Origin of the sequence: Providencia sp. PROV261 (assembly GCF_028477945.1) — a bacterium.
Taxonomy (GTDB): domain Bacteria; phylum Pseudomonadota; class Gammaproteobacteria; order Enterobacterales; family Enterobacteriaceae; genus Providencia; species Providencia stuartii.
Genome location: NZ_JAMPMC010000053.1, coordinates 1 through 15,361, shown reverse-complemented (window position 1 = coordinate 15,361; position 15,361 = coordinate 1). Strand labels below are relative to the sequence as shown.

Sequence of the window (15,361 nt, the reverse complement as noted above, 5' to 3'; positions counted from 1 at the left end):
AAGGAAGATCCATGAATTACCTCATTATTTAGCTGTCGTAAATGGAATTGAATATTTATTTAGCTGTGGTGAAAGTCATTTCAAAAAATAAAGATTTTATTTAGATGGATTTTATTAATAAATAATGATTTACACCGTTATAATAAATATTTCACTTAATGTCTAGACGACAGAAATAATGTGTTTTAATAGCTCAATTATCCTTTCCTATTAATGATTAACAGTTATTAATACCCTATTCTTTCAATAATAGAACAAACCTCTATCTATATATACCAAAATAAACAATATGGATTATTATAATAAGACATTATTACATCTTATTTAGAGAATCCTATTTGGTTGACTAAAAATAAATAACATAATTGGATGTTCTTAAATAAACATTCACAAACAACAAATTATATTTAAAATCAACCAATTAACCGCACTACTGTTTTATTGGATTAAATAAAATTCAACAATAAGTTAATTATTATTGAATAATATTCAATTATTATTTATTTGATCTACTCCTTAATCAGGTGAATAAAACAACTCATAAAAAGAAAGTGATTAATAATGATCTTTATCGGTACGTCATATTTGTTTTATTAAAATAGAATCGGTTATGTATTTTTCTATATTATGATAATAGAGAAAAAAGTTATTACACTCATTATGTTTATTCTTAAAATTAATCAAAGCGTACACTTTATATGAATATAAAAAGAAAGTGTTCCATTTTTTAATCCTCTTTTTATGAAAAAAACCACAAACAATATTCTTGTTTGTGGGTTTATTATCAGAACTCAACAATTGAAAGGTTTAATTTTTCTCTTGTTGCTGCTGTTTCTCTTTTTCGACGATTTCACGGTACCAACGCGGGTGATGCTTTTTCGCCCAACCACGGGTTACCCAACCTTCCACCATCGCACGCACAGAGCCTTTCACCCAGATTGCGGCATAAGCGTGCACGATAATCATAATGATCAGAGCTATCGCTGAAATGGAGTGCACGATAATCGCTGCACGATAAATTGGGATTGAGAAAAAGTCTGCAAAGTAAGGACGCCACATAATCACGCCACTTACAGCCAGTAGCACTAAGCAGATAGAGACAACCCAATATACCCCTTTTTGACCAAGGTTATATTGACCAACATCCCCAGCTTCTTCGTTTTTCAATACCTTACCGATATTTTTCGCCCACTTAATATCTTCTTTGTTGATAAAGTTGTGGTGAAAATAACGGAAAAACATAAAGACGAACAGCAGGAACATCGCGGTACCAACAAAAGGATGCAGGATCCTAGCAAGTTGTGATGTGCCAAAAATGTTCATGAACCAGTTCAGTGATGGGAAGAAAAACCCCAATCCACTGATAGCAGTGAACAAGAAGCAAATCACAACCGCCCAGTGATTGATCCTCTCAATCGGCTTATGGCGAATAATTTTTTCATTATCCTGCGGCATCATTTTTGATCCTCCCCTTCAACTGACTTTGAAGTCTCAGAAGATTTTGAGTCCTGAATATCTTTCAGAGCCTCTTCTTCTTCTTTCTTGGAGACGCGGTTCGGACCAATACCCACATAGTGGAAGATGGCCGCCGCAAAGGTCGCAGCAAAACCAACCGCTGCTAACGGCTTCCAGATACCTTTCCAGAAAGTGACTGTTGGACTGATTGTCGGGTTGTCCGGCAAACCATGATACAACTGAGGTTTATCAGCGTGATGCAAAACATACATTACGTGTGTACCACCAACGCCTTCTGGATCATAAAGACCCGCGTTGTTGTAACCACGTGTTTTCAGTTCAGCCACACGGTCGCCTGCCAGCGCCGTCATATCCTCTTTGCTACCAAAATGAATAGCGCCTGTAGGACAGGTTTTCACGCAAGCAGGCTCTTGTCCAACTTCAACGCGGTCGACACAGAGCGTACATTTGTATGCACGGTTATCTTCTTTGTTGATGCGTGGAATGTTGAACGGACACCCCGCAATACAATAGCCACACCCAATACAGTGCTCAGATTGGAAGTCAACAATACCGTTTTTATACTGAACGATCGCACCTTCTGACGGACAAGCTTTCAAACAGCCTGGGTCATAGCAGTGCATGCAGCCATCTTTACGGATCAGCCACTCGAACTTGCCATTTTCTTCCACTTCAGAAAAGCGCATAACGGTCCACGACTTCGCGGTCAAATCCGTTGGGTTATCATATACCCCAACGTTAGTGCCGATTTTGTCACGAATATCGTTCCACTCTGAACATGCTACCTGACAAGCCTTACAGCCAATACAGGTAGTCACGTCAATCAGCTTCGCCACTTCTTCCTTAAAGTCCCTCACTTGCGCGGGGGGCGTCAGGGAATTGGTGGCGGAGCGACGAATAATGTCTTGTGATTGCATTGACATAATTTATCTCCTTACACCTTTTCCACATTGACAAGGAATGATTTAAATTCCGGCGTTTGCGTGTTGGCATCACCCACATATGGTGTCAGTGTATTTGCAATAAAGCCTTTCACTGCTAAGCCCTCAAAGCCCCAGTGGATAGGAATACCAATCGTATCCACATCCTTGCCGTTGACTTTCAACGTATGAATACGTTTCGTCACAACTGCTTTCGCTTTGATATAGCCACGCTTAGAGCTGACTTTCACCATATCACCTTGTTTAATACCTTTTTCTTTCGCCAAACGATCACCAATTTCAATGAATTGTTGTGGCTGAATAATGGCATTCAACAACGCATGTTTTGTCCAATAGTGGAAATGCTCTGTTAAGCGATAGGTTGTTCCAACATAAGGGAACTCTGTCGCTTTACCCATTTGCGCCCAGTCATCTTTGAACACACGCGCAGCCGGGTTCGAGACCACATTTGGATGTAATGGGTTAGTATCGAGCGGAGTTTCAATCGGTTCATAGTGTTCTGGGAACGGACCTTCTGCCATTTTGTCTAGTGCAAATAGGCGACCCATCCCTTCCGGTTGCATAATAAACGGATTCACACCACTTCCCGGAGGCGCATTGCTATAGTCTGGTACGTCCATACCAATCCACTTGCTGCCATCCCACTCAAGAATTTGACGGCGAGGATCCCATGGTTTACCCATTGGGTCAGCAGATGCTCGGTTATAGATAACACGACGGTTTAATGGCCATGCCCACGCCCAACCAAGGGTATTACCTAGGCCAGTAGGGTCAGAGTTATCACGACGCGCCATCTGGTTACCTTTCGGTGTCCAGCTACCAGCAAAGATCCAACAGCCACTTGATGTCGTACCATCATCACGCAATTGAGCGAACGAACTCAGTAGTTCGCCTTTCTTCACAATGATGTTGCCATCGGCATCTTTCAGATCCACCAGCGCATAACCATTGCTTTCCTGAGCCACTTCTTCCGGTGTTGGATTATCACGGTCAAAGTAGTTCCAAGTCATGTTCAAGACTGGCTCTGGCGACTCACCACCCTCTGTTTCATAGAGTTGGCGTATACGGTGGTAGATACCCGACAGAATTTCGCCATCGCTAATCGCTTCACCGGGTGCATCTGCACCTTTCCAGTGCCACTGTAGCCAACGCGCTGAGTTAACAATCGAACCATTTTCTTCAGCAAAACAGCAAGATGGCAGACGGAAGACCGTTGTCTGAATTGCAGACGGGTCAACGTCATTCATTTCACCGTGATTTTGCCAGAAGTTTGACGTTTCTGTGTTCAGCGGATCGATGGTGACCAAGAATTTCAGCTTAGATAGCGATTTGATAATTTTGTTTTTGTTCGGGAATGAGGCTAATGGGTTAAAGCCTTGGCAGATATAGCCATTGACTTCACCTTTATCCATCATCTCGAAATAACGCAATACGTCGTAGCCCTGATCCCATTTAGGCAACCAGTCAAAGCCCCAATCATTCTCTTTCTGCGCTTTATCACCATAGAATGTCTTCATCATACTGACGAAGAATTTCGGGTAATTGCCCCAATAGTTAACCTGACCTGGTAGGGTCATTTTGGGTGTATTCGCAGCCAAATAGCTTTCGAGGGTAGTTTGTTTTTCTGACGGTAAAGTCAGATAACCCGGTAAGCTTTGAGATAATAAACCTAAGTCAGTCAGACCTTGGATATTCGAGTGACCACGCAGTGCGTTAACACCGCCACCTAGCATACCCATATTACCTAGCAGTAACTGGATCATCGCCATCGTACGGATGTTTTGCGCACCGATAGTATGTTGTGTCCAGCCAAGTGCGTATAGGAATGAGGCCGTCTTATCTTTCGCACTCGTTTCTGCAATGTACTCGCAAACTTTCAGGAAATCTTCGATTGGGGTACCGCAGATGTTATTCACCACTTCTGGTGTATAACGGCTAACGTGCTCTTTTAGTAAGTTCAAGACACAGTGAGGGTGAGTGAGCGTTGGGTCGCGTCGTGCGAAACCATTCTCATCCATCTCGTAGTTCCACGTCGTTTTATCATACTGACGTTTTTCGGGATCATAGCCTGTGAACAAACCATCATCAAAACCGTAATCTTCACGGATGATCAGGCTGGCGTTAGTGTAGGCTTCCACATACTCTTGCTGGATTTTTTTATTATCCAGTAGGTATTTGATCACACCTGACAAGAACGCAATATCAGTACCAGAACGTATAGGCGTGTAGAAATCCGCCACTGCCGCTGTACGGGTAAAGCGTGGATCAATAACAATCAGTTTGGCTTTATTATGGATTTTGGCTTCCATCGCCCAGCGGAAACCGACTGGATGCGCTTCTGCCGCATTACCACCCATAACAACAACAAGGTTAGCGTTTTTAATATCAACCCAGTGGTTGGTCATCGCACCGCGACCAAATGTTGGAGCAAGACTTGCTACCGTTGGTCCGTGTCAGACACGCGCTTGGTTATCCACGGCAAGCATGCCGAGGGCGCGACTAAATTTTTGGGTGACAAAACCTGTTTCATTACTGGCGGCTGATGCACAGAGCATACCTGTTGTCAGCCAACGGTTAACCGTTACACCATCTTTGTTTTGTTTAATAAAATTGGCATCACGGTCTTCTTTCATCAACTTGGCGATGCGGTCAAACGCTTCGTTCCAAGTGATACGTTTCCACTCATTCGTACCTGGTTCGCGTACTTCAGGGTATTTGAGTCGACTTTCACTATGAATAAAGTCGATAAGTCCTGCACCTTTCGGGCAGAGTGCGCCGCGGTTTACCGGATGGTCCGGGTCACCTTCGATATGAAAAATGCTCTCTTTCGCATTTTTCGCTCCATCGCCTAAGCTATACATCAATAGCCCACAACCGACAGAGCAGTACGTGCAGGTATTTCGGGTTTCTTTCGCACGCAGTAATTTATACTGACGTGTGGACGCTAACGCAGTTGAGGGTGCAAAACCCAATGCTGCTGCCGTCGTACCCGCCATACCGCCAGCACAGATCTTAAAGAACTGTCTTCTGCTGACTTGCATGGGGATCTCCTCATTTACATTGCTCTTGTTACCCGGTGAATGTTTTAAATCGCATTATTCAGGTAAACTGTTCTTATTCAACGTCTTCCGTATCGTATTCAGGTTCATTGCCTGATAAATGGTGTAAATTCTTTTTACCCATAATCAATATTATGTATCATTAATGCTAGGAATTCATCTAATGCATGAAACAAATAACACGAAATTGTCAAAATCCATCAAAATGATTGGCGCAAATCACACAAGTGTGCAACAAAAAGGCAACCTCGATCAGTCTGTAACTGATTGGGTAGCCGAAGAATTACCTGTTGCTTTGGTTTATAATGGGATATCTCATGTCGTTATGATGGCGACCCCAAAAGATTTAGAAGATTTTGCTGTTGGGTTCTCATTATCGGAAGGGATCATACAGTCAAGGCAAGAAATTCGTGGAATTGATATTGTTCAAGGCTGCCATCGTGGTATTGAAGTGCATGTTGAGTTATCCAGCCGCCGTTTCATGGGGTTGAAAGAGCGCAGGCGCAACCTCGCCGGCCGGACAGGCTGTGGTATTTGCGGCACGGAACAACTCGACGAAATTTTTAAACCTATTTCCCCACTGCCATTCACCCAAACTTTCTCACTAAGTCACTTAGATAACGCATTATCTGAGCTAAAAAAAGTGCAAGAAATCGGAGCACTCACTGGATGTACTCATGCTGCCGCGTGGATTTCACCAGAGGGTCAATTGGTTGGCGGTTGTGAAGATGTTGGCCGCCATGTCGCATTGGATAAACTTTTAGGTATGAAACACCGTCATGATTGGCAACAAGGTGCCGTATTGGTTTCTAGTCGAGCGAGTTATGAGATGGTGCAAAAGGCGGCAAGCTGTGGCGCTGAGATTTTGTTTGCTGTTTCTGCTGCGACCTCATTAGCCATTGAAGTCGCGCAAAAAGCAAATTTAACGTTAGTCGGTTTCTGCCGCCAAGGAAAAGCCACAGTATTTACCCACAGTAATCGAATTACAGATTAAGTCACCGACTGATATTTCAAATAAACAATTAAAAAAGAAAAATATCAACGCCCTAACATTAGAAATAGTATGGCATGCATAAACATTTACATAGCACTCCCTTTATTCATTTCCCAGAGAGTGCAACATCCAAAGGTTAGGCTCGATATATTCGCCCCATTGAGCTTGTGTATCGATATTAACGGGAACTAACGCCTGCGGTACAATATATTGGCCAGACTGCATAAAACGCATGCCTGTCCATGACTCCCATTGTTTAATGGTGCCAGCAATCACCATAGAACGATATACAGGCTGTAAAATTTTACCCCCTAATCGCCAATGCGTGCGTATCCAAGGGTCAAAAGGCTCCCCTTGTGCATTTTTCCATGCACAATAATCGTCAAATGATTGTAGAGGATAACGATGCTTTAAAGTGGGTCGTACAGGAACAACAACCGCCTTCGCCCCATACGCTACAGCCGCTTTTTTCAACGCATTAATCAGTAGTGCTGGAATTTGATAACCACGATATTCAGGCTCAATCGTCACTGATAATGCAGAAATATAGCGATCTTCACCTTGTTTATTCTCAACCGCAAAATTGAAAATATCATCCCAACCAAAATCAGGCAGTTTTGTCAGATTTTCATCAGGCCATAGAAAGGAGATCGCTTTAATGACACCGACTACCTTCTCTTTTCCATCCACATTCGCGACAGCTAAAAACTGAAATTGTGCATTCGGCTCTTCATACAATACTTGCCAATATTCATCACAAACAGCAGTTTGGCTCATAAACTCTGGCCATAATTTATCCAGCAGTTCATCGGATTCATCGATAAGGTCAGGTCGCTGTACAAAATTGTAGATGTGTATATTGGTAGGAAGCTTAATGCTCATGAATATAACCTATGACTAAAATTAGCTCGACATTATAAAAAGAAAAATCACAAGAAGGATTAAGACAAAATTAACGTTAAGCAGACATCATCCAAATAATAAGTATTTCTTAATGATGTTAGCACTATCACTGCTCTTTGCCATATATTGCGATATTCTCTTGATAATTAGATGAAATAATTAAACTAACACTCTAATTATATTATTTTTATAATAATCAAAGGAATACTATATGAATGATATCAAAACAAAAAAGCTAATATATCATCTTACTAGTTTGAAAAATATAAGAAATATATTGATTGAGGGCTTAAAGCCAAGAGTAGACATTAAGAAATTTCATGATATTGCAGACAAAGAGATCATCGAAGGTAGAAAAAAACATCAATTAGATAGCTATGTTCCGTTTCATTGGTTTTCACGCAATCCCTTTGATGGCAGAGTGCAAAAAAATTTTCCTAATGAAAAATTTGTACTCATTACGATTAAAAGAGAGTTGGCTCAAAAAGAAAACTGGAAAATTATTCTAAGGCACCCTTTGGCTGAAGCCAATATTAAAATTTATGACTACAATGAAGGCTTTGCTCTTATTGACTGGGATATAATGAATCTACGTGATTACCATGATCCTGACAGCAAAAGCATTTGTATGGCAGAATGTCTTTCACCAACGGTTGTTGATGCATCAAAGTTTTTCAAAATTTATGTTCCCACAAAGGAAGTTGAAAAAATCGTTAACAGAGAGTTAGAGCCCCTTAATTTAAACCTTGAAGTTGCTATCAATGAAGGAATGTTTTGTTAATGGCGTATATGAACCTAAACCCAGAAAAAGCACTTATCTGGAGAATAACCCATCGTCAGAATATTCCTTGGCTTTTTGCCAATGGCTTATATGCAGGAAATAGTGAACATCTGTCGCCTAATTGGGTGACTATTGGCAATACAGACCTAATTAGCCGCCGTAATCAACGTCATGTACCTATTCAACCAAATGGCGTACTTAATGATTATGTGCCTTTCTATTTTACGCCTTTTTCTCCAATGATGTATAATATTTACACAGGTCGTGGTGGGGTGCGAAAAGTTCCCAATGATGATATTATCATCTTGGTTTCCAGCATGTATAAAATAGCCGCCCTAAAGATACCTTTTGTATTCACCGATCGTCATGCATATCCTGTGACGTCTCAGTTTTATAACCAGTTAACAGATCTAACGGCGATAGATTGGGCTTTACTACAGCAGCGTAATTTTCACCGTGACCCTGATGACCCTGAAAAAGTTGAAAGGTATCAAGCGGAAGCTTTAATTTATAAACATGTTCCTATAGAGGCTCTATTGGGTGCTGTTTGTTACACAAAAGAAACCCAGCTAGAACTTCAAGCAAAAGCCAGCCAACTTGAGATTCATTTAGATATCCATTGCATTCCAAACTGGTACTTTTAAGGAGGCTGATAATGATAGAATTTACTCAGGGTAATTTGTTAGAAGCTGACGTAGAAGCGCTCGTTAATACCGTCAATACTGTTGGTGTTATGGGTAAAGGGATCGCGTTAATGTTTAAAGAGCGCTTTCCCGCCAATATGGCTGCATATGCTAAAGCATGTAAAACACATGAAGTGCAAACTGGAAAAATGTTTGTCACTGAAACAGGTGAGCTCATGGGCCCTCGTTGGATTGTTAATTTCCCAACAAAGCAGCATTGGCGAGCAAAATCTCAAATTCAGTGGATTATTGATGGCTTGTTTGATTTACGTAATTTCATTGAAGAAAATCATGTTAAATCTATTGCGATCCCGCCATTAGGTGCTGGTAATGGTGGCCTCAATTGGGATGACGTCAAACCTCATATTGTGGAAATATTAGGTGATCTTCAAAACGTAAAAATTATTGTTTATGAGCCAATAGCAAAATATCAAAATGTTGCTAAACCAAAAGGCGTTGAAAAACTGACACCTGCTCGTGCCTTAATCGCAGAACTTATCCGTCGCTATTGGGTTATGGGGATGGATTGTAGCCTATTGGAAATACAGAAGTTAGCTTGGTTTTTAGAACGTACAATAGAGGCTGAAGGGCTAAAAAATCCATTAAACCTAAAGTTTGAAGCCAAAAACTATGGCCCCTACGCCGATAAGTTACGCCACTTACTAAACGGACTAGATGGAAGCTACCTCAAGAGTGAAAAACGGATTAGTGATTGTAGTCCATTGGATGTAATTTGGTTTAATGATGATAAACGCGCTACGATTGAGCTGTATTTAAAAACCGAAGCAAAAGACTATTTATCCGCACTAGAGAAGACAACAAAGCTTATTGATGGGTTCGAATCTCCTTTTGGGATAGAGCTTCTCTCCACTGTAGACTGGTTACTGTACAAAAAACAATCTTCACCTAGTATTGAATCCTTACTTGAAGGAATACGCCAGTGGCCAGCAGGGGATAGATGGGCGCAACGTAAACTTAGGTTATTTGACTCGAGTAAGTTAGAACTTGCATTAAATCATTTGAAACAAATACCGTTCTATAGCTAATTAACCTATAAACCTTTTCTAAGCCTATAACGCACCACTCAGTTTTACAGCAGCTTGCTGATAAGATAGCAAGCTGCCACAACTTTTAGCTAAGCAAATTTTTACTTGCCAATACAGAAAGTAATTAGTTATTTTAAATCAATAAATTATATGTTTTTTGGAGTAAATGTGGAGTAAAACTTACCAATCACAAAACACATAAAGTATTGATTATATGAAGATATTACTCTACTCGAATTCTCCCTGATCTTCATCCGGAACTATGTTTAGACCCATGTGAAGTTGATTTGAGCTGTTCAGCCCTGCAATTCGCTTCAGCTCGTCAGGTGTCTCATCACTGAACGTCGCTAGGTAATAGTAAGGATGGCCGTCGTCACTGCCTACCAGATCGTAATCAACGAAGTACTGCTCTACCTCTTCGAGCGTCCAATGAACTTCTCCGGCAATAGCTATTAATAGATCTGTATTGTCGTCGGGATGATTGTGGCCCCTGGGTAGAACCGAAAGTTCAGCAGAGGTGATCCCTTTATCCTTCCAGTTTCTCAGAATGCCAGACCATAAATTAGCTCGAAGATTTGAACTGGGTTGGAATCTAGACGCATTCCAATGAATGACATCTCGTTCACCGTTTTTCAAATGAAGAACGACCTGTGCCTTCTTGCGAGCTATCAGCTCATTTTTGAAAGCAGTCTCATCAGGGACAAAGGTTAGGGACGGTTTGTTTTCGCTTGACTTGGGTCCGCCCTCCTCAACCGAGTCGAGCAATCGCTCGATAACTCTCTCTGGTGTGTCGAATCCGACAGCCAACGCTTCCAATCTGCGGTACACATCATCGGAAATGCTAATAGTTACTGGCATCTTAATACCTCCATAGAATCAACTATACATAGAACTATATATGATTATTTATATAGATCAAGTTTTTCAGAGAAAGAGCCGAGCTTTTATTTTCTTGTTCAACAAACCACCATTTTCTTAACAGTTCATAACTTAGCAAGTTGTCATTTTCAGAAGACGACTGCACCAGTTGATTGGGCGTAATGGCTGTTGTGCAGCCAGCTCCTGACAGTTCAATATCAGAAGTGATCTGCACCAATCTCGACTATGCTCAATACTCGTGTGCACCAAAGCGAGGTGAGCATGGCGACGGAGGCTCTGTTGCAAAGATTGGCGGCAGTCAGAGGTAGGCTGTCGCTCTGCGCCGATCAGGCGGCTGCTGCGAAATGGTGGTTGAGCATGCCCATGGCCTCCGTCAGCGCCGAGGGCCCAATGCCAAAAGCTCTCTCCACAAGGCGCACCTCGCCCCTGATGCCGGGCTGCAGGCACCAGGGGCGAGCCTGTCCTTTGCGCAGGGCTCGCATGACTTCGAATCCCTTGATCGTGGCATAGGCCGTGGGGATCGATTTGAAACCGCGCACCGGCTTGATCAGTATCTTGAGCTTTCCGTGATCGGCCTCGATCACGTTATTGAGATACTTCACCTGCCGGTGGGCCGTCTCCCGGTCCAGCTTTCCTTCGCGCTTCAATTCGGTGATCGCTGCACCATAGCTCGGCGCTTTGTCGGTATTGAGCGTGGCAGGCTTTTCCCAGTGCTTCAGGCCTCGCAGGGCCTTGCCCAGGAACCGCTTCGCTGCCTTGGCGCTGCGGGTCGGCGACAGGTAGAAATCGATCGTGTCGCCCCGCTTGTCGACTGCCCGGTACAGGTAGGTCCACTTGCCCCGCACCTTGACGTAGGTTTCATCCAGGCGCCAGCTCGGATCAAAGCCACGCCGCCAGAACCAGCGCAGCCGCTTCTCCATCTCCGGGGCGTAGCACTGGACCCAGCGATAGATCGTCGTATGGTCGACCGAAATGCCGCGTTCCGCCAGCATTTCCTCAAGGTCGCGATAGCTGATCGGATAGCGACAATACCAGCGCACCGCCCACAGGATCACATCACCCTGGAAATGGCGCCACTTGAAATCCGTCATCGTTCCGTCCGTCCAATCTCCGCCAAGCATGCTCAAGCTTCACGATTTTTGCAACAGAGCCCACACGAGTATTGAGCATAGTCGAGATTGGTGCAGATCACTTCTGATATTGAACTGTCAGGAGCTGGCTGCACAACAGCCATTACGCCCAATCAACTGGTGCAGTCGTCTTCTGAAAATGACATTTGGTATCTCTCATAAACGGATGTTTTTGAGAGAACTATCTTCGGCCTTCACACGCACGAAAGGCGGCGAAGCTCCGCCGTTAATCCGTCCGCCGGAGATCTCGCCCAGGCAGGCTGAAGGCCGAGCAAGCCTGACAGGCCCGAAAAGCCCGGCACGGGCGTCGGCGGCGATGACGGCGGCGGCATTATCCAGGGTTGATGATGGAAGTGGAGGATATCGACAACCTCTCGCGCAACCAAGACATCGCGGTCGGACTGCAAGTGATCTTGAAGCCACGGGCCCGTCCCACCCCGACATGGACCTCGATGCCCGAACGGACGTTAGATTTCGAGTTCTAGGCGTTCTGCGATGAAGGTTGGATCCCAGCCGGGATTGAAAGTGTCGACGTGGGTGAATCCGAGCCGCTCGTATAGGCCACGCAGGTTCGGGTGGCAGTCGAGCCGCAGCTTGGCGCACCCCTGCGTTCGCGCGGCATGGCGGCAAGCCTCGATCAGCGCGGAGCTGACACCCCGGCCCGCATGTGTCCGTCGCACCGCGAGCTTGTGCAGATATGCGGCCTCCCCCTTGAGGGCGTCGGGCCAGAACTCGGGATCCTCGGCCGACAAGGTGCAACAGCCGACGATGCCGTCGCTGCAACTCGCGACTAGGAGCTCGGATCTCAGGACGAAGGTCTCCGCGAATGTCCGGTCGATCCGCGCGACGTCCCAGGCGGGCGTTCCCTTGGCGGACATCCACGCCGCAGCGTCGTGCATCAGCCGCACAACCTCGTCGATATCACCCGAGCAGGCGACCCGAACGTTCGGAGGCTCCTCGCTGTCCATTCGCTCCCCTGGCGCGGTATGAACCGCCGCCTCATAGTGCAGTTTGATCCTGACGAGCCCAGCATGTCTGCGCCCACCTTCGCGGAACCTGACCAGGGTCCGCTAGCGGGCGGCCGGAAGGTGAATGCTAGGCATGATCTAACCCTCGGTCTCTGGCGTCGCGACTGCGAAATTTCGCGAGGGTTTCCGAGAAGGTGATTGCGCTTCGCAGATCTCCAGGCGCGTGGGTGCGGACGTAGTCAGCGCCATTGCCGATCGCGTGAAGTTCCGCCGCAAGGCTCGCTGGACCCAGATCCTTTACAGGAAGGCCAACGGTGGCGCCCAAGAAGGATTTCCGCGACACCGAGACCAATAGCGGAAGCCCCAACGCCGACTTCAGCTTTTGAAGGTTCGACAGCACGTGCAGCGATGTTTCCGGTGCGGGGCTCAAGAAAAATCCCATCCCCGGATCGAGGATGAGCCGGTCGGCAGCGACCCCGCTCCGTCGCAAGGCGGAAACCCGCGCCTCGAAGAACCGCACAATCTCGTCGAGCGCGTCTTCGGGTCGAAGGTGACCGGTGCGGGTGGCGATGCCATCCCGCTGCGCTGAGTGCATAACCACCAGCCTGCAGTCCGCCTCAGCAATATCGGGATAGAGCGCAGGGTCAGGAAATCCTTGGATATCGTTCAGGTAGCCCACGCCGCGCTTGAGCGCATAGCGCTGGGTTTCCGGTTGGAAGCTGTCGATTGAAACACGGTGCATCTGATCGGACAGGGCGTCTAAGAGCGGCGCAATACGTCTGATCTCATCGGCCGGCGATACAGGCCTCGCGTCCGGATGGCTGGCGGCCGGTCCGACATCCACGACGTCTGATCCGACTCGCAGCATTTCGATCGCCGCGGTGACAGCGCCGGCGGGGTCTAGCCGCCGGCTCTCATCGAAGAAGGAGTCCTCGGTGAGATTCAGAATGCCGAACACCGTCACCATGGCGTCGGCCTCCGCAGCGACTTCCACGATGGGGATCGGGCGAGCAAAAAGGCAGCAATTATGAGCCCCATACCTACAAAGCCCCACGCATCAAGCTTTTGCCCATGAAGCAACCAGGCAATGGCTGTAATTATGACGACGCCGAGTCCCGACCAGACTGCATAAGCAACACCGACAGGGATGGATTTCAGAACCAGAGAAAGAAAATAAAATGCGATGCCATAACCGATTATGACAACGGCGGAAGGGGCAAGCTTAGTAAAGCCCTCGCTAGATTTTAATGCGGATGTTGCGATTACTTCGCCAACTATTGCGATAACAAGAAAAAGCCAGCCTTTCATGATATATCTCCCAATTTGTGTAGGGCTTATTATGCACGCTTAAAAATAATAAAAGCAGACTTGACCTGATAGTTTGGCTGTGAGCAATTATGTGCTTAGTGCATCTAACGCTTTTAGCAGGGGCGCGACGTCAGGAGCGTCCCTTGCCTAAACTTGTTAAGGCATTTGTGAACAAACGCCACCAGTATTTTGGTTTAGAACCAATGCATACTTCATACGAATACAGCCTATCTCGAATCAAGCAGGAACCATCCAAGATTGGCATAAAAGGTACATTCAACCTTTTCACTGCATCCCATTGGTGCACGTACTCGGTCTTGCAACTCGGACACTTTGGGTTTGCACCAGGAACAAACCTACCCCCGCAAGGGCAATCTGGAAGAGTTGCTGCTATTCGATCCAAGAGCTCTTGATTGATTTCATTTTCATACAGTAATGCATGGTCCTGCTCTCTATGGATTACATTCGAGCAAGTATCACAGAAAAAATGCGGGCAACTGTCGCTCATGCCGCTCGATTGCCAGGCAGGAGTTTCCTTCCCACACTTTGGGTTTGGGCATTTCATTCTTCCTATCCATGGTGCATTCGCTTCGTAATGTACGATTTTCATGTAGCCTTAACGCCTGGCACAGCGGATCGCAAACCTGGCGCGGCTTTTGGTACAAAAGGCGTGACAGGTTTGCGAATCCGTTGCTGCCACTTGTTAACCCTTTTGCCAGATTTGGTAACTATAATTTATGTTAGAGGCGAAGTCTTGGGTAAAAACTGGCCTAAAATTGCTGGGGATTTCAGGAAAGTAAACATCACCTTCCGGCTCGATGTCTATTGTAGATATATGTAGTGTATCTACTTGATCGATCAGGCTTTTGTATATCTCCCCACCACCTGAAACAATGACATGATCCGTTATTTTCTTTAGGTTGGTTAAAGCATCTTTAATTGATGGAAAGATCAATACGTTCTCATTGTCAGATGTAAAACTTGAACGTGTTACGACCGCATACTTTCGGTTGGGTAATGCTCCCATTGATTCAAAAGTCTTGCGTCCAACCAACAGCCATTGGTTATAGGTAATAGCTTTAAACAGGAGCTGTTCACCTTTGGCACTCCATGGAATATCAGGGCCATTCCCGATAACTCCATTCTTCGATATAGCTACCATTAGTGATAGTTTCACAATTCTTCCTCAGAGG

The 15,361-nt window shown here is 45.3% G+C and carries 14 protein-coding genes and 2 pseudogenes; 5 read left to right on the top strand and 11 right to left on the bottom strand.

Annotated elements, in window-relative coordinates; genetic code table 11:
• Positions 1-807: 807 nt before the first annotated feature.
• Genes fdoI through fdnG form a run of 3 tightly spaced genes read right to left on the bottom strand, consistent with a single transcriptional unit; the run spans position 808 to position 5,458 of the window.
• Entirely contained in the window at positions 808-1,458 is a 651-nt protein-coding gene (gene fdoI, locus PR675_RS19760) for a formate dehydrogenase cytochrome b556 subunit (RefSeq protein WP_004924143.1), read from the bottom strand.
• Positions 1,455-2,399 carry a formate dehydrogenase subunit beta gene (fdxH, locus tag PR675_RS19755; protein WP_014657167.1) on the bottom strand — a complete coding sequence of 315 codons (945 nt, stop codon included), beginning with the start codon at positions 2,397-2,399 and terminating at the stop codon, positions 1,455-1,457. Before fdxH ends, fdoI begins: the two co-directional genes overlap by 4 nt.
• A gap of 11 nt (positions 2,400-2,410) precedes the next feature.
• On the bottom strand, positions 2,411-5,458 hold the full coding sequence (gene fdnG / locus PR675_RS19750) for a formate dehydrogenase-N subunit alpha (protein WP_272582904.1): 3,048 nt from the start codon (positions 5,456-5,458) through the stop codon (positions 2,411-2,413).
• Between the two features lie 181 nt (positions 5,459-5,639).
• On the opposite strand from fdnG, the gene fdhD reads away from it, so the two are divergent.
• Complete coding sequence (fdhD, locus tag PR675_RS19745) at positions 5,640-6,470, top strand: formate dehydrogenase accessory sulfurtransferase FdhD (protein ID WP_014657166.1); 831 nt, start codon at positions 5,640-5,642, stop codon at positions 6,468-6,470.
• Positions 6,471-6,572: 102 nt separating this feature from the next.
• Here fdhD and PR675_RS19740 read toward each other — a convergent pair whose 3' ends face one another.
• Positions 6,573-7,352, bottom strand: a complete 780-nt coding sequence (locus PR675_RS19740; RefSeq protein WP_004924128.1) for a hypothetical protein — start codon at positions 7,350-7,352, stop codon at positions 6,573-6,575.
• A 232-nt stretch (positions 7,353-7,584) separates the two neighbouring features.
• Here PR675_RS19740 and PR675_RS19735 point away from each other — a divergent pair, with 232 nt between their 5' ends.
• Genes PR675_RS19735 through darG form a run of 3 tightly spaced genes read left to right on the top strand, consistent with a single transcriptional unit; the run spans position 7,585 to position 9,883 of the window.
• The gene (locus PR675_RS19735) at positions 7,585-8,154 is read left to right on the top strand and encodes a DarT ssDNA thymidine ADP-ribosyltransferase family protein (RefSeq protein ID WP_061064541.1); all 570 of its coding nucleotides are present in this window, start codon (positions 7,585-7,587) and stop codon (positions 8,152-8,154) included.
• Entirely contained in the window at positions 8,154-8,798 is a 645-nt protein-coding gene (gene darT / locus PR675_RS19730; protein WP_061064542.1) for a type II toxin-antitoxin system toxin DNA ADP-ribosyl transferase DarT, read from the top strand. Before PR675_RS19735 ends, darT begins: the two co-directional genes overlap by 1 nt.
• Positions 8,799-8,809: 11 nt before the next feature.
• Positions 8,810-9,883, top strand: a complete 1,074-nt coding sequence (gene darG, locus PR675_RS19725; RefSeq protein ID WP_004924122.1) for a type II toxin-antitoxin system antitoxin DNA ADP-ribosyl glycohydrolase DarG — start codon at positions 8,810-8,812, stop codon at positions 9,881-9,883.
• A gap of 228 nt (positions 9,884-10,111) precedes the next feature.
• Here the strand turns inward: darG and PR675_RS19720 are convergent, their stop codons facing one another.
• Entirely contained in the window at positions 10,112-10,741 is a 630-nt protein-coding gene (locus PR675_RS19720; RefSeq protein WP_040552130.1) for a hypothetical protein, read from the bottom strand.
• Between the two features lie 142 nt (positions 10,742-10,883).
• Here PR675_RS19720 and PR675_RS19715 point away from each other — a divergent pair.
• Positions 10,884-10,949 (top strand): annotated as a pseudogene (locus PR675_RS19715) (EAL domain-containing protein); the annotation flags it as partial.
• 139 nt (positions 10,950-11,088) lie between these two features.
• Here PR675_RS19715 and PR675_RS19710 read toward each other — a convergent pair.
• The 6 genes and pseudogenes from PR675_RS19710 to dfrA1 form a co-directional block, all read right to left on the bottom strand.
• Positions 11,089-11,853, bottom strand: coding sequence for an IS6-like element IS6100 family transposase (locus tag PR675_RS19710; RefSeq protein WP_001389365.1), 765 nt, complete (start codon positions 11,851-11,853; stop codon positions 11,089-11,091).
• 117 nt (positions 11,854-11,970) lie between these two features.
• Positions 11,971-12,039 (bottom strand): annotated as a pseudogene (locus PR675_RS19705) (EAL domain-containing protein); the annotation flags it as partial.
• A 320-nt stretch (positions 12,040-12,359) separates the two neighbouring features.
• On the bottom strand, positions 12,360-12,860 hold the full coding sequence (locus PR675_RS19700) for a GNAT family N-acetyltransferase (protein ID WP_000376623.1): 501 nt from the start codon (positions 12,858-12,860) through the stop codon (positions 12,360-12,362).
• A gap of 127 nt (positions 12,861-12,987) precedes the next feature.
• Positions 12,988-13,827: a sulfonamide-resistant dihydropteroate synthase Sul1 gene (gene sul1 / locus PR675_RS19695; protein WP_000259031.1), complete on the bottom strand. Its 840-nt coding sequence runs from the start codon at positions 13,825-13,827 to the stop codon at positions 12,988-12,990.
• Entirely contained in the window at positions 13,821-14,168 is a 348-nt protein-coding gene (locus tag PR675_RS19690; protein ID WP_000679427.1) for a quaternary ammonium compound efflux SMR transporter QacE delta 1, read from the bottom strand. The genes sul1 and PR675_RS19690 overlap by 7 nt, the downstream gene beginning before the upstream one ends.
• A gap of 703 nt (positions 14,169-14,871) precedes the next feature.
• Positions 14,872-15,345 carry a trimethoprim-resistant dihydrofolate reductase DfrA1 gene (gene dfrA1, locus PR675_RS19685; protein ID WP_000777554.1) on the bottom strand — a complete coding sequence of 158 codons (474 nt, stop codon included), beginning with the start codon at positions 15,343-15,345 and terminating at the stop codon, positions 14,872-14,874.
• Positions 15,346-15,361: the final 16 nt, after the last annotated feature.